Origin of the sequence: Nonomuraea angiospora (genome assembly GCF_014873145.1) — a bacterium.
In the GTDB taxonomy this organism is placed as follows: domain Bacteria; phylum Actinomycetota; class Actinomycetes; order Streptosporangiales; family Streptosporangiaceae; genus Nonomuraea; species Nonomuraea angiospora.
The window spans coordinates 8,467,676-8,489,600 of sequence record NZ_JADBEK010000001.1 but is presented as its reverse complement, the minus strand read 5'-3'; the positions used below and the strand labels follow the sequence as shown (position 1 = coordinate 8,489,600).

Sequence of the window (21,925 nt, the reverse complement as noted above, 5' to 3'; positions counted from 1 at the left end):
GCCCGGCCACCACCTCCCTCGTGGCCGGGCCTCGAAACCCCCGTAAAGGGACCACCATAAAAGCGTCGAAAGCAATCGATCGGGCATGCAATGCTGGATGACATGCGGGGACGTTCTGTCAGTCCCGTCTTCGTCGGGCGGGAAGAGGAGCTGGCGGCTCTGTCTGAAAGCTTCGACGAGGCACGAAAGGGCAGGGTGACAGCCGTCCTGCTCGGCGGCGAGGCCGGGGTCGGCAAGACCAGGCTCGTCCAGCGCTTCGCCGAGCAGTGCCAGGCCTGCGGCGCCCACGTGCTGTTCGGCGGCTGCGTGGAGCTGTCCACGGAGGGTCTGGCCTACGCGCCGTTCACCGCCGCGCTGCGGCAGCTCGTCAGGGAGCAGGGTCCCGCGGCCGTCGCCGGGCTGCTCCCGGACGGCGCCGAGCGCGATCTCGCGCGGCTGCTGCCCGAGTTCGGCGAGCCGAGCGGCGACGGCGAGACCGACACCGGCCGCGCCCGGCTCTTCGAGCAGTTCCTCACCCTCCTCGAACGCCTGGCGCTCGCCCGCCCCACCGTCCTCGTCATCGAGGACATCCACTGGGCCGACAGGTCCAGCCGCGACCTCATCGCCTTCCTCAGCCGCAACCTGCACGCCCCGCAGGTGCTGATCGTCATGACCTACCGCTCCGACGACCTGCACCGCCAGCATCCGCTCCGGCCGGTGCTGGCCGAGCTGGGCCGGGTGAGCGGTGTGCACCGGCTCGACCTGCCCCGCCTGTCGCGGGACGAGGTCGCCCAGCAGATGGCCGGCATCCTCGGCGAGGTCCCGCAGTACGCCAAGGTCCAGAAGGTCTACGAGCGCAGCGAGGGCATCCCGCTGTTCGTGGAGGCCATGCTGGAGGGCGAGGACTGCGCGTTCCCCGAATCCATGCAGGACCTCATCCTCAACTCCGTCGAACGGCTCCCCGAGGAGACCCAGCGCCTGCTGCGCGTCGCCGCCGCCGGCGGCATCCGGGTCAGCCACAAGCTGCTGGCCGCCGTGAGCGGCCTGTCCGACGTCGAGCTGGAGACCGCGCTGCGCCCCGCCATCGCGGGCAACGTCCTGCAGATCGCCGACAACCGCGCCTACGTCTTCAGGCACTCGCTCATCCGCGAGGCCGTGCACGACGAGCTGCTGCCCGGCGAGCACCAGCGGCTGCACGCCAGGTTCGCCGAAGAGATCTCCAAGGACCGCGGGCTGGTCCCGCCGGGGCGCGCCGCCGTCGAGCTGGCACACCACTGGTACGGCGCCCGCAACGACACCTGGGCGCTGATCTCCGCCTGGGAGGCGGCGCAGAAGTCGTTCAAGGCGTTCGCCTACACCGAGGCCGTCCCGCTGCTCGAACGCGTCCTCATGCTGTGGGAGCGCGTGCCCGACGCGGCCTCGCTCATCGACGCCGACCACACCGCCGTCCTCGAACGCGCCTCGGAGGCCGCCAACGCCGGAGGCGAGGCCGACAAGGGCGCCAAGTTCGTCAAGGCCGCGCTGGCGGAGCTGGACGAGGCCAAGGAGCCCGGCCGCGTCGCGCAGCTCATCGTGCGGCGGGTGGGGTTCAAGAACTCCAAGGGGCAGCTCGGCGTCATCGAGGACCTCCGGCACGCGCTGCGGCTCGTGCCCGAGAACGGCGCCGACCGCGCCGAAGTGGTCTCGGTGCTGAGCCGCCACCTCATGTTGCGGGGCGAGATCGCCGAGGCGGGCGAGCTGATCACCGAAGGGCTGCGCCTGGCCAGGGAGCTCGGCGACGGTTGCCTCGAAGCCGACCTGTTGATGAACCGGGCGCTGGGCCACTCCCTCAACGGCGAGAACGAGTCCACGATCCTCCTGAACGAGCAGGCGCTGCAGATCGGCACGGCGGCGGGGTCCGCCCGCCTGATCACCAGGGCGGTCGGCAACAACATCGACGCGCTGATCGACATGGGCCGCCACGAGGAGGCGCTGCGCCTGGCCGAGCACGGCTGGGAGCTCGCCAAGAAGTACGGCAGGCTGCGCGGCAGCGGGCTGTTCATCAAGAACAACTGGGCCGAGGCGCTGGAGGCGATCGGCCGCTGGGACGAAGCCATCGAGATCATCGAAGGCGCGCTCGGTCACGGCCCCGTCCTGCGCCACAGGTACGCGCTCCTGCGCGTCCGCGCCGACATCGCCCTGGCCAGGGGCGAGCTGCAACTGGTCGAGGGCATCCTGTCCGAGGTCGGCGTGCTGAAGGACCGGCCCGAGGAGTTCGTCCAGGACATCATCAACAACGCCCGCCTGCACATCGGCTGGCACCTGACGAAGGGCGAGCCGGGGGCCGCGCTCAGCGTGGCCGAACGCGTGCTCTCGCACCACAAGCAGTCCAGCAAGGCCATGCTCAGCTGGCGGCTGCTCTCGCTGCTCCGCACGGTCTGCGACGCCGCCGAGACCACCGAGCCCGAACGGGCCGCCGCGGTGCGCGAGCTGGCCGCGGAGGTGGCGGCCGAGCTGTCGGTCATCGGGCCGGTCGTGGAGGCGTACCGGCTGTCCTACACCGGCGACTTCGACGCCGCCGCGGCGGCCTGGGAGCGGCTCAACCGCCCGCACAACCAGGCCAAGGCCCTGCTGCGGGCGGCCACCGCGGCCGCGCGCGGGGGCGACCGGGAGGGGGCGGCGGCCCGGCTGAAGGTGGCGCTCCCGCTGGCCCAGGCGCTGCGCGCGACGCCGCTGATCGAGGAGATCGAGGTGCTGTCGCGCCGGGTGGGCGGGGTTCAGCCCGCCCAGGAGCCGTCCGAACTGCTGACGCCGCGCGAGCTGGAGGTGCTGCGGCTGGTGACCCAGGGCAGGACCAACCGGGACATCGCGGCCGAGCTGTTCATCTCGGCGAAGACGGTGAGCGTCCACGTGTCCAACATCCTGGCCAAGCTCGGCGTCACCACCCGCGGCGAGGCCGCCGCCGCGGCCCACCGCCTCTCGCTGCTCTCCCCCAATTAAAGGAGCGCTTCCGCCAGGAGGATCACGCCGAAGACCGCGAACGCCGCCGCGGCGCCGTACCGGATCATCTTCTCCGGCAGGTGCTTGCCCAGCAGCCGTCCCACCAGGATCGCCAGCGCGTCCGCCGCCACCATGCCGACGGTCGAGCCGATCCAGGTGCCGAGCCAGCCGTGCTGCGTGGCCAGCGTGATGGTGGCCAGCATCGTCTTGTCGCCCAGCTCGCTCAGGAAGAACGCCACGGTCACCGCGATCAGGGCGTTCCTGGTGGTGCGCTGGGCCTTCTTCGACTCGTCCTCGGTCAGCTCGTCCCCGCGCAGCGTCCACGCGGCGAACCCGAGGAAGGCCAGCCCCGCCACCACCGAGATGGCCGTCGTCGGCAACGCGTCACCGATCAGGCCGCCCACGGCGACGCTGACCAGGTGCACGACGGTCGTGGCGATCGTGATGCCCGCGAGCACGGGCCAGGTCTTGAAACGGGTCGCGAACGTCATCGCCATGAGCTGACTCTTGTCGCCGAGCTCGGCCACGAAGATGACGGCGAGACTGATCCAGAACGCTTCCAACGGTCCCCTTCCGCGCGACCGAGCCGGAAGCGGCGACCCGGGGAGTTTCGGGCACGACTTCGGCCCGGCAGCGTCTCATTGCACAACTGCCAGGCCGAAGGTCTCGTCCGCCCGTATGAGGCCCGCGTGACCGGGCGCGATGAAGCGCCAGTGTGTCGATCACACGATTGGGACTACTCCCCTTCGGAAATTCCGAACAACCATAACAGCCCGCGAGCGGGACTTATTCCGCGAGGTCTTCCGTGAGGTCTTCCCCGAGGTCTTCCCCGAGGTCTTCCGCGAGGTCGCAGCCGACGAGCACGGGCTCGTTGACCAGCGTGACCCCGAACTTCTCCCGCACCCCGTCCCGGACCTCCCTGGCCAGCGCGAGCAGGTCGCCGGTGGTGGCGACCCCGTCGGGGTTGGTCAGCGCGAGCGTGTGCTTGGTGGAGATGCGTACGGGCCCGCGCGCGTACCCCTTCGGGTAGCCCGCCTGCTCGATCAGCCACGCGGCGGGCACCTTGACCGATCCGCCGGGCAGCTCCCAGCGCGGATGCCCCGGGGCGCGGGAGGCCAGCTCCGCGGCCTCCTCGGGCGTGAGGATCGGGTTGGTGAAGAACGAGCCGGCGCTGCGGGTGTCGGGATCGTCCGGGTCGAGCACCATGCCCTTGCCTCGCCGCAGCGCCAGCACGGCCTCACGGGCCCGCGCGAGCGGCACCCTGCCGCCGGCCTCCGCGTCCAGCCTGCCGGCCAGCTCCGCGTACGCCAGCGGGCCGGACATTTCCGAAATATCCAGCGCGTACGTCACCGCGAGCACCACATGCCGCGCCAGGTCGCGCTTGAAGGCGCTGTCACGGTAGGAGAACCCGCACTGCCGCGCCTCCAGATCCACCACCTGCCTGGTGCGGCGGTCGTAGGCCCGCACGCACCGGATGGTCTGGGACACCTCCTGCCCGTACGCGCCGACGTTCTGGATGGGCGTCGAGCCGACCAGCCCGGGGATGCCCGACATGCACTCGATGCCCGACCAGCCCTCGGCCACGGCGCGGGCGACCAGCGAATCCCAGTCCTCCCCCGCCTCGACCGTGACCAGCATCTGCTCGCCGTCGCGCGAGACGGTCACGCCCTGGGTCGAGACCTTGACCACCAGCCCGTCGAAGCCCTCGTCGGACACCACGACGTTGCTGCCCCCGCCGAGCACCAGCGTGGGCAGCCCCTTCATGTCGGCCTCGGCCACCAGGGACACGAGGTGCTCCGCCGTGGTCGCCTCGGCGAAGTCGCGGGCGGGGCCGCCTAGGCGCAGCGTGGTGTACGGCGCGAGCATCTCCATGGGCCACTAGCTTATGAGGTGCCCAGTATGCGCAGCACGCGGTCAAAGTTCCGCCGGGACTCCCGTGCGTCGTAGTCGGGGTCCACGTCGTGCGATCCCAGCCGCACCGCGGGCAGCGGCGCCTCGGGCACGACCAGCTCTCTGCGCCCTTGCTGGAGAGGACCTTGCTGGAGGGACCCTTCCTGAGGGGGCCTTCCCTGGAGGGCGAGGGAGAGCGCCAGATCGGCGTTCCTGCCGTAGCCGGCGTCCTCGGGCAGGGCTCCGAGCGCCGGGCCCCGACGGACGGCCATGAGCTCCCCCGTCAGCGCCCGCACCCTCCTGGGCCCAGCCGTACCAGGCTCCGGCTCCACCACCCGGCCCAGCTCCGCCACATCGGCCGACCCCGCCGCCCGGCCCGGCCCCACCGCTTGGCCCGGCTCCACCGCTTGGCCCGGCTCCGCCGCCCGGCCCGGCCCCACCGCTTGCCCCGGCCCCACCGCTTGGCCCGGCTCCGCCCTATCGCTCGGCCCCGCCCCATCGCTCGGCCCCGCCCCATGGCCCGGCCCCACCGCAGGGCCCGCCCCCGCCAGACGGCCGGGCTCCGCCACACGGCCGGGCTCCGCCACACGGCCGGGCTCCGCCACACGGCCGGGCTCCGCCACACGGCCGGGCTCCGGCTCCCCGTCCGGGAAGTCCACGCCCCGCCACCCGGCCGCCACGGCGCCCTCCGCGATGGCCGCGACCAGCGGGGTCAGCGCGTCGCCGGAGAGCTCGACGTTCGTGTCCATGAGCACGTGCACGTCCGACTCGTCGAGCCGCAGCAGCTTGGCGCGGCATTCACCCCAGGTCGCCGTGCCCCCGCGCCAGTGCGGCTCCTCGGCCACGTGCCACACGGCGATCCGGTCCGGATGCCGGTCGGCCAGCTCGTCCAGCACCTCACCGGCGCCGTCGACGTCGCCGAGATCGAGGGCGAGCACGCGCGCGTTCGTGTGCTCGACGATCGATCCCACGCTCTTCCTGACGTCCTCCGGCCAGCCGTCGACCAGCAGGCTCACGCTGACGGTGACGTCCTTGGTCTCCGTACGCTGGCGTTCCAGCTTCACGCCCAGCTCGTCGAGACGGTTGGTGGCCAGCGAGCTGTCCCAGACCCGCTGGGCATGCAGCATGGTGTCACCCGTGTCGTCACCACGTTGCCCGGGATCGCCGGAGAACCCCAGCTCGGCAGCGGGATCAAGCCGAGCATGCGCCCCAGCCCCGCTCGCCGTGGCCTCCGCACCGCCCGCACCGGCTCCGGCCGCCTCGGCCTTCGAGCCGCCCGCACCAGCTCCGGCCCCCTCGGGCTTCGCACCGGCCGCACCAGCTCCGGTGCCCTCGGGCTTCGAGCCGGCCGTACCGACCTCGGCCGCCTCGACCTGCGTGCCGGCCGTGCCGGTTTCGGTGCCGCCCGCGGTGTCCCGTCCGGTGCCGGAGCTGCCCGCCACCTTCTCGACCCGCGCCGGCCGAAGGTGGGCGGGCGGCTTGGCATCGGTCACAGCGGAAACGGGGATCGATCGAACTGTGGGCCAAACTCGTCGCGCAGCTTCGTTCATAGACGTCACGCGTACCCGAGACCCGCCCGAAATATCACCCGACCGGCCGCCGTGTCAGGACAGCTGGACCACCGCGCGGGCCTTGGAGAGCACCTTCTGATCGCCCGACCTGGCGGTGAGCCCGATGACCACCCGCTTGTCCTCCAGTTTCTCCTCCACCACCCCGCTGACCGAGACCGTCGCCCCCTGATCGTCGTCGGGAACGACCACCATCGACGAGAACCGCACCCCGAAGTCCACCACCGCCCCGGGGTCCCCGGCCCAGTCCGTGACGAACCGCCCGGCCTGCGCCATCGTGTACATCCCATGCGCGATCACGTCGGGCAGCCCCACCATCTTGGCGAACCGCTCGTTCCAGTGGATCTGGTTGAAGTCCCCGGAAGCCCCGGCGTACATCACCAGGTTGAGCCGGCGCACGTTGTAGTCGACCACCGGGATCTCCTGCCCGACCTCGACCTCGTCGTACTTCACCGTGGCGGTCATCTCAACCGGCCCCTCCGCGCTCGACGATCGTGTTGTAGGTGACGCAGACCGGCTCGCCGTCGACGGTCGTCACTTCGCTCCTGACCGTCAGCAACTCGTTCCGCCCGGCCGTGCGGATGTCGGTGATCGTCGCGGTCGTGACGAGCTGGTCGCCGGCGCAGACCTGCCGGACGTACTCGAAGCGCTGCTCGCCGTGGACGACCATGGCGAGGTTCAGCCCGAGATCGGGATCGACGAGCGCCTCGCCCCCGCTCTGCAGGCTGAACACGATGGGGAACGTGGGCGGCGCGATCACATCGGGGTATCCGGCGGCCTGGGCTGCCTCTTTGTCCCGGTAGAGCGGGTTGTTGTCACCGATCGCGGCGGCGAACTCCCTGATCTTCACCCGGCTGACCTCGTACGGCGCGCTGGGCGAATAGGTCCTGCCCACGAAGTCTCGGTTCAAGGCCATCAGTGCTCCCTCGCATGTCACCAACCGAGCGCTGCTGAGGCAGACGGTAACAGAACAAGGTTCGGCTGTCGCCGGTGATTATCTTGATTTTGCCCCGTGAACTTTCCCTCCGCCCGGCCCTTCCAAAACCCAAGCCATAAACACCGCCCCTGCGCGGCATCCCCAATGCCGAGCACCCCACGGCCCTCCCGATGCCGACCCCGAGACGGCACCAGTCCCGGCACCGGCCACGACACCGGTAACCGCACCGGCCGACCCGCACACGGCCGACACCGTAAGGGCACCGCCCACCGCTCCTTCGGAACCGGCCACCGTCTCCGACACCGCCGCCCTCAAGAGGCCAGCCAGTCACGCCCACGACGCCCGCAGGCCCCCGTGGGCCGCCATAGACCCCACGGGCTGCCATAGACCCTCAGAGGACGCCCATAGACCCCATGGACCGGCCAACGACCCGCATGAACCGGCCGCAGACCTTCAGGGGCCAGCCACAGACCACCCAGGGGGCCGACCAAATGCCCAAGGGCCGCGACCAAAGACCCTCAGACCTTCATGGAGCGACCACAGACTCTCAAGGCCCGGCCACCGTCACGTTGCGCGCTTTTCGCCTGAGTGGCAACCGGAGCCCCGACGGCGGCGACGCGCCTAGTCGAGACCGACACCTACATCGACCGACCCCAGGCCGCCGACAGCCAGCCAGCCATGCGCCGCCACCCATCCGCCAGCCACCTGATCCGCGGGCCGCCACCCATCCACCAGCCACCACTCATCCGCGAGCCAGCCATCATCAGCGTCGAGAGAGGACCCTGGGGCCGGTGTGGAACTGCTGGAACCCTGTGCAGACGCGACGAACCGGCGCCCTGTGGTAGGACGCCGGTTGCGCGATATGACGAAATGTGGGGCAGAAGCCCTGCCCGGGAGACCTAGCGGGTCTCGCGGTGCGCGCGGTGGCAGCGGCAGTTGGGGCAGTACTTCTTCAGCTCAAGCCGATCCGGGTCGTTGCGCCGGTTCTTCCGCGTGATGTAGTTGCGGTGCTTGCACTCCTGGCAGGCCAGCGTGATCTTCGGCCTAACGTCGGTGGCAGCCACTTGGGAGTGCCTTTCTACGTTCGGGACATGGACACGCCCGTACCCAGGCCTGTTGACCTGGGAGTGGGCAGTAGCGGAGGCCGGACTTGAACCGGCGACACAACGATTATGAGCCGTTTGCTCTGCCTGACTGAGCTACTCCGCCTTTGAGCCGGTAACGACCCCGGCCCGTAGAGGATACCCGACGCAGCGAGCACATTCGTAACTCGCCCGATCGGGTGGGGTGCTCCCAGTATGCCTCAGGAACCCCCGACAACCGAAATCCATTACCAATCGGCGATGCTCGCCCCCGAACAGCCGACTCCACGTGAAGATCAAGCAGTGGAGGAAGCAAGCGTAGCAGCGACCGGCGCGAGGCGCACAACCCCTGAGAGCCCTTGGATCTCGCCGTGGCGCACGTGATCTCACCAGCCCGCGCAGCCGTAAGGGCCGTACCTTTTGGGCATGAGCTTCGTGGGCACCCCTCGGCCGCGTCCGCGCTGGCACCACGCGCACACGGATCTGGAGAACTTCGCGATCGTGAGCTACCGGGTGGACGCCGACGCGCTCGCCCGGCACCTGCCCGAGGACTTCGCACCCATGGAGGCGGCCTTCGGGGACGGCCCCGGAGCCCTGGTCTCCGCCGTCGCCTTCCGCGACCGGGACTTCCACTTCCGGTTCCTGCCGCAGGCGTCGATCAACTGCGGGCAGATCAACTACCGGGCCTACGTCACCGCGTACGGCAAGGCGGGGGTCTGGTTCTTCGGCACCCGCCTGGACCACCCCGTCGTGGCGATCCCGCAGCACCTGTGGGGCATGCCGTGGCGCCGCGACCACATCCGCATCGAGGCCGACTGGCTGGGCACGCCGGCCCGCTGGCGCCTGGAGTCCGCGGACGGCCGGTGCGAGGCGGTCGAACTCCCGCAGGCTCCGGCGCTGCTGGACGGCTTCACGAACGATTCGGACTGGCTGGAGCAACTCACCCACCCGATCCAGGGCTGGTACCGGCGCAGAGACGGCAGGGTGGGCGCCTACAGCATCTGGCACCCGGTCATGCGACCCCGGCACCTGGAGGCCGCCTTCGCCAGATTCCCCTTCTTCGAGCGCCTGGGGCTGATCACGCCGGACACGCCCCCGCACTCGATCCTGGCGCAGGCCCGGATCCCCTTCGACATCCACACGCCACCGTGGCGCTTCCACCCGGACGAGCGACCCGGCCGTCGGCCGTAGAGCGAGCCCAGCCACCGCAAGGCGAGCACGCTTCGGAGGGACAGGACCGCACCGCTGGCGGTCAGGCGGAGCGGCGCAGGGCGAGCGGCCCCGCAAGACGAGCACGCTCCCGCAAGGCGGAGCGACTCCCGTAGGGCAGGCGCGGCCCCGTAGGGCAGGCGCGGCCCCGCAGGGCAGGCGCGGCCCCGCAGGACAGGCGCGGCCCCGCAGGACAGGCGCGGCCCCGCAGGACAGGCGCGGCCCCGCAGGACAGGCGCGGCACCACGGAATGGGCACACTCCGCAGGGCGAGCCGCCTCCTCACGGCGTGCTCGGCATCGCAGGGTGGACGCGGAATCGCAGGGCAAGCGCAGCCCCGTAGCGCAGGCGCGGCACCGCGAAATGAGCGCGCCTCCGCAGAGCAGGCGGGCGGCGCAGAGGGCGCGGGCGGCGCATGGGGCGGGCGGCGCATGGGGCGGGCTTCAACGCACCCTCGCAAGGCAGGCGGGGTGTGTGGAGGAGGGTGGGTTGAGGACGGCGGGGGGCAGAGGGCGTAGCGGCCCGGGAGGTGGCAACCCGGGGGTGACGGCACGAGGGGGTGACGGCCCGGCGGGTGGCCGGACAGCGGGTGACAGGGGGCGTCGTGGCCGGACAGCGGGTGGCCGGACAGCGGGTGACAGGGGGCGTCGTGGCCGGACAGCGGATGGCCGGACAGCGGGTGACCGGACAGCGGGTGACCGGACAGCGGGTGACCGGACAGCGGGTGACCGGACAGCGGGTGACCGGACAGCGGGTGACCGGACAGCGGGTGGCGGCCCGGGGGGTGGTGTCAGGGCGGCGGCGGCCCAGGGGGTGTCAGGGGGCGGTGGTTAAGGGTGGGTTTATCGGCACTCGCGTGGTGGAGTTGCCAGAAACGCGAAACGCCCGGCCCCGCGAGCTGGCGGGTCGGGCGTTGTGGTTGTTCAGAGCGAGAGCCCCCAAACGGAATCGAACCGTTGACCTTCTCCTTACCATGGAGACGCTCTGCCGACTGAGCTATAGGGGCCTGTCCGGCGCTGCGGACAGGTGTAACCATACACGGCACTCAGCGATGATGCGAACTCGTTCGGGCCTCCGCGCGCTCTTCCGTCCGCCGCCACGTCGGCAGTTCGATGACCTCGCACAGGTCGGCCAGGTCGACGTGGCCGGCCACCTCCGCCACAGAGGTGCAGTCGGCGACCACCCACCCGTGGCGGAGCACCCGCAGCAACTGCTGACCGCCCCGCACCACGCCTACGACCTCGTAGCCGTCGAGGCCGACCCATCGCCTGTCCATAGCGGCACACAGTAGCCGCCGGGTCTCTCAATTTTTGCCATGCCACACGCGTTACAGGCCATACCGAATCAGTTCAGAGCCGGTAGAAACCCAAGAAGTCCTTCCGGCGGGCAATGTCGTCCACGCGCACCACTGCCCCGGTCTCGGGCGCGTTCATCATCTTCCCGTTGCCGAGATATATGCCTACGTGATGGGTTTTGGGGGCTTTTTTCGTGATTTTTCCGAAGAACACCAGGTCCCCCGGCATGGCCACCTGGACCCGCCGCATCCGCCGTACGTGATCGTCGGTGTTCCCAGGCCCCAGCACGTCCGACCCGCTGGCCAGCGCGTACACCCATCGCGCGAACCCCGAGCAGTCGAGCCCGCGCGTCCGGGCGGCCGGGCAGGGCTGGATCTTCCCCCGGTATCCCTTGCAGGTCCCCTTCGACGGGCCGGGCTCCTCGGCGTGACCGCCTCCCCACGAGTAGACGATCCGGCGCTGCTCGATCTCGTACGCGATCCGCACGACGTTCTCCGGCACGTACAGCCCGAGCGGCACGGAGGCCGTGGCGACCAGCAGGACCAGCGCCGCCGCCCCTGCTGCCAGCCGCCACCGCCTCATACCGTCCCCGCCCCCGACAAGCTCCATGGCCCCTTGGAGTCATCCTGCCTCATGGGATTTACGGCGCCCGGCGGCCCCAGCCGCTTCCAGGCTTCCGGGGTTCCAGGGCTCCGGGGCTCCGGGGCTCCAGGGCTCCGGGGCTTCGGGGCGGGTGTCAGCGGGTCTTGAGGGTCAGTTTCACGGAGCCCACGGTGACGTAGAGGCCGACCGTGCCCTTCGACCTGGACGGCTTCGTGGTGATCGTGAACGTCGTCTTCTGTCCCCGCGTCAGCTCACCCACCTGGCACAGCACCGCCGTGCCGCTGAACTTGCACCCGGGCGCCTTCACCACGCGCTGCCCGCCGAACGCCCGCCCCGACACCTTGACGTCCTTGACGGGGTGCGGGCCGGTGTTCGAGACGGTGACCGTGTACGTCTTACGGTTGCGGGCCGCGCCCGAGACCGTCACCTCGGCCGGCGGGTTGGCCAGCTCCTTGAGCTGGGACTCGGAGCCGTTGAACGAGTTCTGCCCACCGGCCAGCGTGCCCTTCTCCGCCGACTGCCAGAACGTGTGCCGCTTCCAGCCCTTCGGCAGCTCACCGGGGTCAGCGCCCCAGCGGGCGAGCCAGAGCGGGTTGGACTTGAACTTGTCGGAGTTCCCCGTACAGGTCTGCCACCAGCTCGTGGTGGTGTAGATGATCGCGCGGCGGCCGGTGGCCTCGTGGTACTTCTTCGTGAAGTCCTTGATCCAGTTGACCATGTCCTCGGCGGACAGGTCGTAGCAGTTGTTCTTGCCGTTCTTGTCCTTGTACGGGTTGTCCTCGATATCGAGCACTCCGGGCAGCGTTTGACCGTCGCTGATCCAGTTGCCGCCGTTCTGCAGGAAATAGTCGGCCTGAGCCGTCCCGTCGGATTCGTGTGGTTGCGCAAAGTGATATGCGCCCCGGATCAGCCCGGCCCCCGCGGCGCCGCCGTACTGGGCGTCGAAACTGGGGTTGCGGTAGTTCGTCCCCTCGGTGGCCTGGACGAACGCGAACTTCGCACCCCCGGAGGCCACGCTTCCCCAGTCGACCTCGCCCGTCCAGTTACTGACGTCGACCCCGGGCACACCGTCGGCCGCCTCCGCGACTCCACCCATGCCTAAGGCAGCAATTACCGCAATTACCCACAGACTTTTCACGCGGGAGATCATTGCGGAGCCTGACACAATCCCGCAAGTCCCGAAATATCGACTGTTTTTGAGGTATCAACCCAATAGATCGTCCCCACTCCCAGGGGCCGCGCCCCCGCCGCCCATTCCGCCCAGCGCTCGTCCCCGAGCCGGGTCTCGCCGTGGATCGCGTGCCGCACCCGCCGTTCGTACCGGTGCCTGGCCAGCTCCGGCGGCACCGCGCACCAGACCTCGCGCACCTCCGCCCGGGCCTCGACCCCGGCCCGCTCGAGTCCGGCGAGCACCAGCGGCCGCGTCGGCGCCAGCCAGGGGCTCTCCAGCACCGCGCCCCGCCCGGCGCTCGCCAGCAGCGTCCACATGCTCTCCCCGGCGGCCGCCCCCAGCCGCCTGCTCCACTCCCGCTCGCCCACCCCGGGCGGCCGTTCGAGCATGTCGGCCAGCGTCTCCTTGAGGTCGTCCTTGCTGAAGACCGGCAGACCGAGCGCCCGCCCCAGCGCTCGCGCGACCGTGGTCTTCCCGGCCCCCGGCAACCCGTTCACCAACACCACCATCCGGCACACGATCAGCCATGCTGCCAGCCCCGGCCGGAAATCTTCGGAACAGCCGGAAAACCGCACCTCAGCGCCCCGAAATCCACCGTCACGGGCCGCCTTCAGAAAAGGCGTTTCCGCAGGTGAGAGCCCTTTATGAACGTGACATTCACGTTTGCCAAACCGGATTGAACCTGCACAAACTTGATCCGATCCTCAATCGCGCCCCCGACCAGGGGTTATTTCGCCATGCCCGGAGAGGCCGACCATGATCCATACCCGGGGACTGACCCGTGTGTTCAAAGTCAAGAAGGAGCGGGTGGAAGCCGTACGCGGCATCGACCTGGAGGTGGAGGCCGGCCAGCTCGTCGCCTTCCTGGGGCCCAACGGCGCGGGCAAGTCCACCACCCTGCGCATGCTCACGACCCTCCTGCCGCCCACCTCGGGCACCGCCATGGTGGCGGGCCACGACGTGGCCAAGGACCCGGCGGGCGTGCGCGCCCGTATCGGCTACGTGGGCCAGCGCAACAGCGCGGGCGAGAACTTCCTCGTCCGCGACGAGCTGGTCACCCAGGGCCGCTGCTACGGACTGGACGCCAGGCAGGCGAGCGCCCGCGCCGAGGAGCTGCTCGACCTGCTCGACCTCAGAGCGCTGGCCAAGCGGCGCCCCGGCACGCTCTCGGGCGGCCAGCGCCGCCGCCTGGACATCGCGCTCGGCCTCATCCACCGACCCGGCCTGCTCTTCCTCGACGAGCCCTCGACCGGTCTCGACCCGAAGAGCCGCGCCGACATCTGGCAGCACATCCTCCGGCTGCGGGAGACGTACGGGACGACGCTGTTCCTGACCACCCACTACCTGGAGGAAGCCGACAACATGGCCGAACGCGTGGTGATCATCGACAACGGCCGGATCATCGCGGACGGCACCGCCGAGCAGCTCAAGAACGACCTCGCCGGCGACCACATCACGATCACCACCAGCACGGAGGAGGAGGCGCGCAGGGCCGCGGAGCTCGGCGGCGGGGGCGCCGCCGACGGGACCACCGTGCGCCTGCGCGTCCCCAACGCGGCCGCCGCGCTCCCCGACTACCTCAGAACCCTGGACGGCTCCGGCATCAAGGTCACCACCGCCGAGACCATCCGTCCGACGCTCGACGACGTGTTCCTCGCTCTTACCGGGAGAAGCCTCACCGATGACGACATTCTTTCGTGACACCGCCACCGTCTTCTCGCGCGAGTTCAGGCCGGTCCTGCGCGACTCGGTCGGGCTGCTGTTCGAGATGGGGCAGCCGCTGCTGTTCCTGTTCCTGTTCGGGTCGCTGCTGGACGGGGCGGTCGGGTCGTCGTGGCAGTGGTTCGTGCCGGGGATCCTGGTCATGATGTGCCTGACGGGCCCCATGTCCTCCGGCTACACCCTGCTGGTCGAGCTGATCGGCGGCTCGCTGGAGCGCCTGATGGTCACCCCGCTGAACCGTACGGCGATGCTGGTGGGCCGGACGATGAAGACCATGATCGTGCTGCTGGCCCAGGCCGTCCTGATCATCGTGCTGGCCGTCCCCCTGGGCTTCGAGCTGTATCCGGCGGGCGTCCTGGCGGGCCTGGCGCAGCTCGTCGTCTTCGGCGTCGGCCTGGGCTCGCTGTCGTTCGTGCTGGCCATCAAGTCGGCGCCCAGCGGCACGCTCTTCTACGTCGTCAGCCAGTCGGTCATGTTCCCCCTGCTCCTCCTCTCGGGGGTGCTGCTGCCCATGGAGACGGCTCCGGCGTGGCTGCGGGCGGTCGGGTACGCGAATCCGGTCACGTACATCGTCGAAGCCCAGCGAGCCCTCTTCTCCGGAAACCTGACAAGCCCCTCGATCCTTTACGGGACCGCCGCCGCCTGCGCGATAGCCGCGATCGGCCTGTATCTGGGCAACCGGGCCATGCGCCGGGGTGTCTGAGACCCTTGAGGGATGACTCATCTGACGGTCCCCTGGATCCCCGTACGCCATCGCCTGGACGTGATCCTGTCCCCGGCCCTCCCGCCTGTGGACAAGACCACGTCGGCGTTCGCGTTCGTCTCGGACCAGACCGGCAGAACGCTCATGACGTGCGTGGACGAGGAGGGCCGCGGGTGGGACATCCCCGGCGGCCACCTCGAACCGGGCGAGACGGCCCTCGACGCCGCGGCGAGGGAGCTGTACGAGGAGACGGGCCTGCGCCTGCCGGCCACCGCGCTGTCCGCCTTCGCCTGGCAGCGCATCGAGCTCCTGGACGCGGCCCCGGCCGGCTACCGCTACCCGCCGCTGACGTACATGGTGATGTTCAGGGCCCGGCTCCCGCATCCCGGCCGGCCGACCCATCCGCCGGCCGGCTCGGAGAGCACCAGGGCGGACTGGCTCTCACCATCGGAGATCGCCCGCGTCTGCCCTGATCGCACCTGGTTGTCGCTTCTGGAGGGCCCGAGCCCGCAATAGCTATTCGGGCGCGCATTTAGCCCGCATTTCATGATGCCACGACGCATACGATTTGCCAGAATTAATCGCATATGAGGCAGGGGAGGAGATCTTTCAGCGCCGGTATAACGTTCTTCATTCGAGGTGTGGCAGGACAACACTCGGCACGGATTCGACCCGGTCCTCATGGCAGGCCGGCGTGTATAAACAGCATGCACCCACGATGAGGACCGAGAGCAGCGAGACGTCGGAGCATCCCCGCCCCCTACTCCACGTGCCCCCTTATCCCCCAGGGCCAGGAGAATGACCATGATGCGTGAGTCCACCGGCAAGGACACCAGGCACGAGCAGGAGAGGAGCAACAACAACGGCAATTTCGTCCGGCTGTCCGTCAATCTGAGCCACGAAACCGCGCACACGTTCAAGGCACTGGCCGACCGCAAGGGCCTGTCGTTCACCGAGGCGATCCGCCGCGCCATCACCATCTGGAAATTCGTCGAGGACCAGCTCGCGCAGGGCCATGAGCTGGCCATCGTGGAATCCGATGGAAATCCGCGGAGAATACTGTTCCTCTGATCAGCCGTTTATCAGGACCCCCCGTACGTTCCGGCTTCTCGCACTCCCGGGCCCCTATGACGGAAGGGGCTCCCGGGTGAAGCTCGCGCGGTAGGCCGTGGGAGTGAGGCCGACCCGGCTGACCAGGTGTTTGCGGAGGGAGTCGGCGCTGCCCAGGCCGCTGCGCCCGGCCACCTGGTCCATCGGCAGCCCGGTGGTCTCCAGCAGTTCCCTGGCCCGGTCGACGCGCCGGTGCAGCAGCCACTGCAGCGGGCTCAGCCCGGTCTCCGCGTGGAAGCGCCTGGTCAGGGTGCGCACGCTGATCCTGGCGTGGCGGGCCAGGTCGGCCAGGGTGAGCGGGCGGTCGAGGTGCTCCAGCGCCCAGGCCCGGGTGGGGGCGAGCGAGGTGCCGCGCTCGGGAGGCAGCGGGGTCTCGATGAACTGGGCCTGCCCGCCCGGCCGTACGGGAGAGACGACCGCGAGCCGCGCGGCCGTGTTGGCCACCGCCGCCCCGTAGTCGAGCCTGATCAGGTGCAGGCACAGGTCGATGGCGGCCGCGGCGCCCGCCGAGGTGAAGACGCCGTCGTCCTCGACGAACAGGACGTCGGGCCGCACCTCGATCGCCGGGAAGCGGGCGGCGAGGTCGCCGGCCAGCCCCCAGTGGGTGGTGGCGCGGCGCCCGTCGAGCAGACCGGCCTGGGCCAGCACGAACGCGCCCGTGCACAGCGAGGCGATCCGCGCGCCGCCGGCCGCGGCCTTCCGCAGGGCGTCGAGGACCTCCGGAGGAGCCTGCTCGCCGCCGCTGCCGACCGCGATCACCGTGTCGGCGTCCTCCAGCGTCTCCAGGCCGTGCGTCACCACCACGTCGGGGCCCCCGACGGTCGGCACGGGGCCGGGTCGCGCCGTGCAGACGCGTACGTCGTAGTGCGGAACGCTGTTGAACACCATGAGCGGGATCGAGACGTCGAACCCCAGCACGGGAGGGACGATCACTGCGGCGAGGCGGTGCATGGCCAGATCCTCCGGATAGTTGGCATTCCGGCCACTATGCCACGAGGCCACAGGTCGGCACGGTGGTCATCATGAAATTTCATGTGATCGTGGGTCGCGGGGCCACCGCGTCGAAGACCGCTCTGCTGCTGGCCGAGGACGGCGAGCGGGTACGGATGATCAGCCGCACGGGCGGCGGGCCCGACCACCGGCTCGTCGAGAGGGTCGCCGCGGACGCGACCGACACCGACCGGCTCACCGAGCTGGCCGAAGGGGCGGACACGCTGTTCACCACCGCCGTGCCGCCCTATCACACCTGGCCCGAGCGGTTGCCGATCCTGTCGGCGTCGCTGCTCACCGCGGTGCGGCGGACGGGGGCCGCGTACGTCATGCTCGGCAACATCTACGGCTACGGGCCGGTGGACGGGCCGATCACGCCCCACTTCCCGCTGGCGGCGACCGGGCCCAAGGGGCGGGCCAGGGCGCGGGCGTGGGAGGAGGCCGCCGCCTCGGGGGTGAAGGTCACCGAGGTGCGGGCCGGCCAGTTCTACGGCGCCGGCGCCTTCTCGGTGTTCAGCCTCCTGGTGCAGCGGCCCGTGCTGGAAGGCAGGCTCGCCCTGGTGCCGCAGGAACTCGACGTTCCGCACAGTTACTCGGCGATCGACGACACCGCGCGCACGCTGGTCGCGGCGAGCCGCGAGGAGCAGGCGTACGGCAGGGCCTGGCACGTGCCCACCGCGACCCTGTCGGTGCGGGAACTGGCCCGGCGGCTCGCGGACCTCGCGGGAGCGCCGGCGCCGCGGCTGGAGGTGATGACGGAGCGCGACCTGACCCTGCTCGGGATCACCGATCCGCTGTGGGCGGAGATGCACGAAGTGCTCACCAAGCCGGGCCACCCGCTGGTCCTCGACTTCTCCGAGACCGAGAAGATCCTCGGCGTCGGCGCCACGCCGGTCGATGACGTGCTCCGGCAACTGATCTAGCGTCGGGAGACCTCCGGCTCGTTGAGGCGGTTGCTGAAGCGGGCGAGCATGGCGGTCTGGGTCGTCTCGGGGAACAGCCGGGCGATCAGCGGCGGGACGCGCCAGTTCGCGGGGTTGCGCCTGGCCAGCCGGGAGACCAGGGAGATGTACGGGTAGCGCAGCTTCTCGTAGGCGCGCAGCCGTACCGCCGGATCGTCGCCGCCCTGGGCGAGCTCGCGCCCGAGCACCCACGCGTCCTCGAGGGTCTGGTTGGCGCCCTGCCCCAGGGTGGGCGGCATGATGTGGGCCGAGTCGCCGACCAGGGTGATCCGCCCCTTGCCCCACGCCGGGCGCACCTTGGTCCAATGGTGGCCGAAGAACTCGAGGTCGTCCTCGGTCGCGCCGGCCAGCACCTCGGGGACGGGTGACGCCCAGTGCCCGAACCGGCGCCTCAGCTCGGCCAGCGGCGCGGCCGGTCGCGGATCGGCGGGCGACCAGCGCACGTCGAACCACCACTGCAGCAGGCCGTCACCGGCCGGCATGAGCCCGCACGCGCCCTCGCGCCCCGAGATGATGAGGTGCCGGTTCGTGTCGGCGAGATCGATGTCGATCCGGCTGAGTCCCTGCCAGGTGCCGAAGGTCGCCGGCCGTACGGCACCGTCGCCCCACAGGTGGCGCCGTACGACGGAGTGGTGGCCGTCGGCTCCGATGAGCAGGTCTCCCCTGTCCGTCGAGCCGTCGCTGAAGGTCGCCGTCACCTGGCCGTCGCCCTGGATCACGCCCCGGCAGGCCAGGCCGTGGCGGACGAGGTCGCCCGGCAGCCCGTCGGCCAGGCGCTCCAGCAGGTGGCGGCGGGGGATCGCCCTGGTCTCGAAGCCGAAGCGGCCTGCCGCGTGGGCGATGTCCATGCTGGTGCGCAGCCGGCCGCCGGCGGTCAGCGCGTCGATCCGGTCGATGCGGGCGCCGACGCCGTCGAGGCCGATGCCGAGGTCGTTCAGCACGGCGTTGCCGTTGCTCCAGATGAGCATCGCCTTGCCGCCCGTCCGCCGGGCCGGAGCCTGTTCGTAGACCCGCACCTGGTGACCGGCGGCCAGCAGCTCACGCGCGACGGCCAAGCCGCCCACCCCGGCGCCTATGACGAGAACATCCATATATCCTCCAAAGCGGAGTATCTTCGATTCGAAGATACTCCGGGGTGGAGTAGGTTAGTGAGGTGGCCCACGGACATCCAGATGACGTCTTCCGCGAGTTCCTGGTCGCGGTCCTCCTGCACAACGAGGCGGTCGCCGACCGGCTCGGCCTGCAACCCGTCGACGTCGCCGCCGCCATCCTGCTGGAGACGCGCGGACCGCTCGCCGTGGGGGCGATCTCCGAGGAGCTGGGGCTGCCGTCCGCCTCGACGACCCGGCTGATCGACAGGCTGGAGAAGGCGGGGTACGTCCGGAGGACGCGCGGCGAACGCGATCGGCGCACGGTCACCGTCGAGCTGGTCGAGGGCGGTCTGGACGACTACAACGCCGCCTGCGAGGCGTCGAGGCGGCACCTGGCGGCGATCAGCGCGCACTACGAGCCGGAGCAGGCGATGGTGATGCTGGACATGTTCAGCCGCGTCACCGAGGCCTACCGATGCGCCACCAAGGAAGTACGGGGGTGAACCCCAGGGCGCTCACGCCGCGCCGAGCCGGACCTCCGCCACCGGTCGCCAGTCCCATGCCGTCTCCGGGCCGTCCTGGTCGACGACGTGGATGCTGCGGATGGTCACCTCCCGCTCCGGAAGCCGCTCCCCGAGCGCGTCGATGATGGGCGCCGCCGGGCCGTCCGCGTTGCTGTAGGCCACGGTGACGTGCGGCAGCCACGTGTCGTGGGCGAGCACGCCGTCACGGCCCGTGGCCGCCCGCGTGGCGAACCGCGCCGCTTCGAGCAGCGGCCGCAGCCGCTCGGCCGGCCGTGCCTCCAGCACGACCGCCTCGGGGTGGTAGAGCACGCGCCCCAGCGTGACCGTGATCGGCTCGACCCGCGCGAGCTGGCCCGCCGCCTCCTCGGCCATCACGGTCACCTGACGCTCGGTGATCTCGTGCGTGTATCCGGCGACGAACGTGGTGAGGTGGATGAACCGGCGCGGCACCAGATCGAGCCCGGGCAGGCCGGCCAGCCGGTCGTGCGCCTCCTCCACGATGGCCCGCGCCTGTGGGTCCTCCCCCAGCAGGACGTGCCAGTAGAGCCGGCCCTGCCCCGGCGGCAGCATGAGCGATCGTCGCCGCTCCCAGCGATTCGCCATGCGCGTCGGAAGCGGGCTCACGCGTCCTCCTCGGTGGGCACGGGCAGCTGTTCTGCTCACGCAGCGTGGTCACGATATCCGACTCGGTGAGCCGTGGTCACGAGGGGAACCGCGGGACAGCCGCACGTAGGCGCGGTCGTCGAAACTGTCGGCGCCGGCGGCCACCGCCTTGGTGGCCGCCGGTTCCATGATGCGCAGCCGATCGGCCCGTAACGACGCCTGGAGCTCCGCTTCGGCTGCCGCGAGGGTCCGCGCCGGGCCGAGGTAGCCGTCCGACGCCAGCACCACCTCGTCCACGTCGTCCGCCAGCACGAACGTCTCCACGAACCGCTCCGGGACCGGCCGCCCGTCCAGCACGCCAAACCCGAAAGGACCGGCTTCGTCCCGGTTGGCCAGCACAGCCTGGCGCTCCAGCACCGGCCGGATCAGTGCCCGCCCCGGATCGGTGGCCGCCAGGTCCTCCGGGCGCTCTCCTTGCAGCAGCAGGCAGTGCAGGTAGGCGGCCCGGGCGCCGGCCAGCACCGTGTCGATCAGCTTCCCGCCGGGGTGCCGATGCCACCCGCCGTCATGGTGGCCCAGGGCGACGTGGACGTCGCCCACGCGCCACGCCAGCCGCCGGCGCGGCCACGCCACCGCCGCGACGGCGGCCGGCGCGAGAAGGTCGTCGTCGGCGACGGACCACTTGCGGCGCAGCTCCATGAGGTCCGCCGAGACGGCCGCGACCGCCTCCGCCACGGTGGCGCCGGACGGCAGGGTGGCCAGGGTCTGCGCGACGCTGTCGGCGGCCAGGGCCCCGCCGCTCGCCCCGCCGTAGTCGCGGCCGGACTTGTCGGTGACGCCGTCGATCACCGCCGCGCAGCGGACGCCGCCGCCGTCCTCGAGGACGACCACCCGGTCCTCGCCGGGCCCCGCGCCCTTCGGCCGCACCGCGCGCTCGGCCACCCGCCAGCCCGCCACGAGAGCCGCCGCCGGCTCAGGTCGTACGGAGCAGGGAGACGAGATCGTCCCACCGGGCCATGAGCAGGCCCAGCACGGCGCCGAAGACGCCGACGATCGCGACGATGCCCGGATCGAAGGAGCCGTTCACCAGGGAGGCGACCAGCCCGAGCAGCGCCACCGCGATGAGGATGCCGTTGCGGGCCACGTGCGCCATGCTCAGGGGCGTCGTGGAGGCGCCGAAGCAGCGGCAGGGAACGGCGGCGCCCCTGCGTACCACCGTGACGACGGCGACGGTGAGGCAGCCGAGCAGCCCCGCCGCGAGCACGAACGACGCCGATCCGGCCCAGCGAAGGGGCACCGCGGCCAGGACGATGACACCGGCCTCGGCCACCGCCGTCGCCGTCGCGGCCGCCGGCGCCCTGGCCTTGTCGATCACTGCCATCGCCCTGATCGACTGGACGAACTCGCTCCAGGCCCGGCGGCTGGAGACCTTGCTCGCCAACGCGAGGACGAACACCGTGAGCAGCAGCAGTCTGCTCGCCACATCGACGTACTGCATAGATCGCAAC

General features: G+C 70.7%; 23 protein-coding genes and 2 tRNA genes. 8 read left to right on the top strand and 17 right to left on the bottom strand.

Going from position 1 to position 21,925, the window contains the following annotated elements; translation table 11 throughout:
- The first annotated feature begins 102 nt into the window (after window positions 1-102).
- Entirely contained in the window at window positions 103-2,958 is a 2,856-nt protein-coding gene (locus H4W80_RS38995) for an ATP-binding protein (RefSeq protein ID WP_225963894.1), read from the top strand.
- Here the strand turns inward: H4W80_RS38995 and H4W80_RS38990 are convergent.
- The 7 genes from H4W80_RS38990 to H4W80_RS38960 form a co-directional block, all read right to left on the bottom strand.
- The gene (locus H4W80_RS38990; RefSeq protein ID WP_192789637.1) at window positions 2,955-3,521 is read right to left on the bottom strand and encodes a TMEM165/GDT1 family protein; all 567 of its coding nucleotides are present in this window, start codon (window positions 3,519-3,521) and stop codon (window positions 2,955-2,957) included. The two genes, H4W80_RS38995 and H4W80_RS38990, sit on opposite strands and share 4 nt — an antisense overlap.
- A gap of 223 nt (window positions 3,522-3,744) precedes the next feature.
- Window positions 3,745-4,830, bottom strand: coding sequence for a UDP-N-acetylmuramate dehydrogenase (locus H4W80_RS38985; RefSeq protein ID WP_192789636.1), 1,086 nt, complete (start codon window positions 4,828-4,830; stop codon window positions 3,745-3,747).
- 11 nt (window positions 4,831-4,841) lie between these two features.
- Window positions 4,842-6,341 carry a hypothetical protein gene (locus H4W80_RS38980; RefSeq protein WP_192789635.1) on the bottom strand — a complete coding sequence of 500 codons (1,500 nt, stop codon included), beginning with the start codon at window positions 6,339-6,341 and terminating at the stop codon, window positions 4,842-4,844.
- Between the two features lie 111 nt (window positions 6,342-6,452).
- Complete coding sequence (locus H4W80_RS38975; RefSeq protein WP_192789634.1) at window positions 6,453-6,881, bottom strand: MaoC family dehydratase; 429 nt, start codon at window positions 6,879-6,881, stop codon at window positions 6,453-6,455.
- A 1-nt stretch (window position 6,882) separates the two neighbouring features.
- Window positions 6,883-7,332 carry a MaoC family dehydratase N-terminal domain-containing protein gene (locus H4W80_RS38970; protein ID WP_192789633.1) on the bottom strand — a complete coding sequence of 150 codons (450 nt, stop codon included), beginning with the start codon at window positions 7,330-7,332 and terminating at the stop codon, window positions 6,883-6,885.
- A gap of 920 nt (window positions 7,333-8,252) precedes the next feature.
- A complete protein-coding gene (gene rpmG, locus H4W80_RS38965) occupies window positions 8,253-8,417 on the bottom strand; it encodes a 50S ribosomal protein L33 (protein ID WP_019632658.1) in 165 nt (54 codons plus the stop codon).
- Between the two features lie 71 nt (window positions 8,418-8,488).
- Window positions 8,489-8,562 (bottom strand) — tRNA-Met (locus tag H4W80_RS38960).
- Between the two features lie 299 nt (window positions 8,563-8,861).
- Between H4W80_RS38960 and H4W80_RS38955 the strand changes: the two genes are divergently transcribed.
- Window positions 8,862-9,626, top strand: coding sequence for a DUF2071 domain-containing protein (locus H4W80_RS38955; protein ID WP_192789632.1), 765 nt, complete (start codon window positions 8,862-8,864; stop codon window positions 9,624-9,626).
- 950 nt (window positions 9,627-10,576) lie between these two features.
- On the opposite strand, the gene H4W80_RS38950 is transcribed toward H4W80_RS38955, so the two are convergent.
- The 5 genes from H4W80_RS38950 to H4W80_RS38930 form a co-directional block, all read right to left on the bottom strand.
- Window positions 10,577-10,649 (bottom strand) — tRNA-Thr (locus H4W80_RS38950).
- A gap of 39 nt (window positions 10,650-10,688) precedes the next feature.
- The gene (locus H4W80_RS38945) at window positions 10,689-10,919 is read right to left on the bottom strand and encodes a transposase (protein WP_192789631.1); all 231 of its coding nucleotides are present in this window, start codon (window positions 10,917-10,919) and stop codon (window positions 10,689-10,691) included.
- A gap of 73 nt (window positions 10,920-10,992) precedes the next feature.
- Window positions 10,993-11,547 carry a C40 family peptidase gene (locus H4W80_RS38940; protein WP_225963893.1) on the bottom strand — a complete coding sequence of 185 codons (555 nt, stop codon included), beginning with the start codon at window positions 11,545-11,547 and terminating at the stop codon, window positions 10,993-10,995.
- A gap of 127 nt (window positions 11,548-11,674) precedes the next feature.
- The gene (locus tag H4W80_RS38935) at window positions 11,675-12,637 is read right to left on the bottom strand and encodes a GH25 family lysozyme (protein WP_192789630.1); all 963 of its coding nucleotides are present in this window, start codon (window positions 12,635-12,637) and stop codon (window positions 11,675-11,677) included.
- Between the two features lie 50 nt (window positions 12,638-12,687).
- On the bottom strand, window positions 12,688-13,221 hold the full coding sequence (locus H4W80_RS38930) for a P-loop nucleotide/nucleoside kinase family protein (protein ID WP_225963892.1): 534 nt from the start codon (window positions 13,219-13,221) through the stop codon (window positions 12,688-12,690).
- Between the two features lie 247 nt (window positions 13,222-13,468).
- Between H4W80_RS38930 and H4W80_RS38925 the strand changes: the two genes are divergently transcribed.
- The 4 genes from H4W80_RS38925 (at window position 13,469) to H4W80_RS38910 (ending at window position 16,208) form a co-directional block, all read left to right on the top strand.
- On the top strand, window positions 13,469-14,413 hold the full coding sequence (locus H4W80_RS38925; RefSeq protein ID WP_192789629.1) for an ATP-binding cassette domain-containing protein: 945 nt from the start codon (window positions 13,469-13,471) through the stop codon (window positions 14,411-14,413).
- Entirely contained in the window at window positions 14,394-15,137 is a 744-nt protein-coding gene (locus tag H4W80_RS38920) for an ABC transporter permease (protein WP_192789628.1), read from the top strand. The genes H4W80_RS38925 and H4W80_RS38920 overlap by 20 nt, the downstream gene beginning before the upstream one ends.
- Window positions 15,138-15,149: 12 nt before the next feature.
- Window positions 15,150-15,653 (top strand): NUDIX hydrolase, encoded by a 504-nt coding sequence (locus H4W80_RS38915; RefSeq protein ID WP_192789627.1) that lies wholly within the window; start codon window positions 15,150-15,152, stop codon window positions 15,651-15,653.
- Between the two features lie 288 nt (window positions 15,654-15,941).
- Window positions 15,942-16,208 carry a ribbon-helix-helix protein, CopG family gene (locus H4W80_RS38910; RefSeq protein ID WP_192789626.1) on the top strand — a complete coding sequence of 89 codons (267 nt, stop codon included), beginning with the start codon at window positions 15,942-15,944 and terminating at the stop codon, window positions 16,206-16,208.
- Window positions 16,209-16,262: 54 nt separating this feature from the next.
- Here H4W80_RS38910 and H4W80_RS38905 read toward each other — a convergent pair whose 3' ends face one another.
- Entirely contained in the window at window positions 16,263-17,198 is a 936-nt protein-coding gene (locus tag H4W80_RS38905) for a GlxA family transcriptional regulator (protein ID WP_192789625.1), read from the bottom strand.
- 71 nt (window positions 17,199-17,269) lie between these two features.
- Here H4W80_RS38905 and H4W80_RS38900 point away from each other — a divergent pair, with 71 nt between their 5' ends.
- Complete coding sequence (locus H4W80_RS38900) at window positions 17,270-18,160, top strand: Rossmann-fold NAD(P)-binding domain-containing protein (RefSeq protein WP_225963891.1); 891 nt, start codon at window positions 17,270-17,272, stop codon at window positions 18,158-18,160.
- On the opposite strand, the gene H4W80_RS38895 is transcribed toward H4W80_RS38900, so the two are convergent.
- Window positions 18,157-19,290, bottom strand: a complete 1,134-nt coding sequence (locus H4W80_RS38895) for an FAD-dependent monooxygenase (RefSeq protein ID WP_192789624.1) — start codon at window positions 19,288-19,290, stop codon at window positions 18,157-18,159. The genes H4W80_RS38900 and H4W80_RS38895 overlap by 4 nt on opposite strands.
- 62 nt (window positions 19,291-19,352) lie before the next feature.
- Here H4W80_RS38895 and H4W80_RS38890 point away from each other — a divergent pair, with 62 nt between their 5' ends.
- Window positions 19,353-19,793: a MarR family winged helix-turn-helix transcriptional regulator gene (locus H4W80_RS38890; RefSeq protein WP_192789623.1), complete on the top strand. Its 441-nt coding sequence runs from the start codon at window positions 19,353-19,355 to the stop codon at window positions 19,791-19,793.
- A 12-nt stretch (window positions 19,794-19,805) separates the two neighbouring features.
- On the opposite strand, the gene H4W80_RS38885 is transcribed toward H4W80_RS38890, so the two are convergent.
- From H4W80_RS38885 to H4W80_RS38875, 3 genes are read right to left on the bottom strand one after another with little or no spacing between them, the layout of a single operon-like run.
- On the bottom strand, window positions 19,806-20,438 hold the full coding sequence (locus tag H4W80_RS38885) for a 2'-5' RNA ligase family protein (protein WP_192789622.1): 633 nt from the start codon (window positions 20,436-20,438) through the stop codon (window positions 19,806-19,808).
- 48 nt (window positions 20,439-20,486) lie between these two features.
- On the bottom strand, window positions 20,487-21,374 hold the full coding sequence (locus H4W80_RS38880) for a hypothetical protein (RefSeq protein WP_192789621.1): 888 nt from the start codon (window positions 21,372-21,374) through the stop codon (window positions 20,487-20,489).
- 16 nt (window positions 21,375-21,390) lie between these two features.
- Entirely contained in the window at window positions 21,391-21,915 is a 525-nt protein-coding gene (locus H4W80_RS38875; RefSeq protein WP_192789620.1) for a MauE/DoxX family redox-associated membrane protein, read from the bottom strand.
- Window positions 21,916-21,925 lie beyond the last annotated feature (10 nt).

Bases quoted from the DNA above. Each gene is read 5' to 3' on its own strand.
- H4W80_RS38995 (WP_225963894.1), top strand. From the start codon at position 103: ATGCGGGGACGTTCTGTCAGTCCCGTCTTCGTCGGGCGGGAAGAGGAG.
- H4W80_RS38985 (WP_192789636.1), bottom strand. From the start codon at position 4,830: ATGGAGATGCTCGCGCCGTACACCACGCTGCGCCTAGGCGGCCCCGCC.
- H4W80_RS38975 (WP_192789634.1), bottom strand. From the start codon at position 6,881: ATGACCGCCACGGTGAAGTACGACGAGGTCGAGGTCGGGCAGGAGATC.
- H4W80_RS38970 (WP_192789633.1), bottom strand. From the start codon at position 7,332: ATGGCCTTGAACCGAGACTTCGTGGGCAGGACCTATTCGCCCAGCGCG.
- H4W80_RS38955 (WP_192789632.1), top strand. From the start codon at position 8,862: ATGAGCTTCGTGGGCACCCCTCGGCCGCGTCCGCGCTGGCACCACGCG.
- H4W80_RS38945 (WP_192789631.1), bottom strand. From the start codon at position 10,919: ATGGACAGGCGATGGGTCGGCCTCGACGGCTACGAGGTCGTAGGCGTG.
- H4W80_RS38940 (WP_225963893.1), bottom strand. From the start codon at position 11,547: ATGGAGCTTGTCGGGGGCGGGGACGGTATGAGGCGGTGGCGGCTGGCA.
- H4W80_RS38935 (WP_192789630.1), bottom strand. From the start codon at position 12,637: ATGGGTGGAGTCGCGGAGGCGGCCGACGGTGTGCCCGGGGTCGACGTC.
- H4W80_RS38930 (WP_225963892.1), bottom strand. From the start codon at position 13,221: ATGGTGGTGTTGGTGAACGGGTTGCCGGGGGCCGGGAAGACCACGGTC.
- H4W80_RS38925 (WP_192789629.1), top strand. From the start codon at position 13,469: ATGATCCATACCCGGGGACTGACCCGTGTGTTCAAAGTCAAGAAGGAG.
- H4W80_RS38920 (WP_192789628.1), top strand. From the start codon at position 14,394: ATGACGACATTCTTTCGTGACACCGCCACCGTCTTCTCGCGCGAGTTC.
- H4W80_RS38915 (WP_192789627.1), top strand. From the start codon at position 15,150: ATGACTCATCTGACGGTCCCCTGGATCCCCGTACGCCATCGCCTGGAC.
- H4W80_RS38910 (WP_192789626.1), top strand. From the start codon at position 15,942: ATGATGCGTGAGTCCACCGGCAAGGACACCAGGCACGAGCAGGAGAGG.
- H4W80_RS38905 (WP_192789625.1), bottom strand. From the start codon at position 17,198: ATGCACCGCCTCGCCGCAGTGATCGTCCCTCCCGTGCTGGGGTTCGAC.
- H4W80_RS38900 (WP_225963891.1), top strand. From the start codon at position 17,270: ATGAAATTTCATGTGATCGTGGGTCGCGGGGCCACCGCGTCGAAGACC.
- H4W80_RS38895 (WP_192789624.1), bottom strand. From the start codon at position 19,290: ATGGATGTTCTCGTCATAGGCGCCGGGGTGGGCGGCTTGGCCGTCGCG.
- H4W80_RS38875 (WP_192789620.1), bottom strand. From the start codon at position 21,915: ATGCAGTACGTCGATGTGGCGAGCAGACTGCTGCTGCTCACGGTGTTC.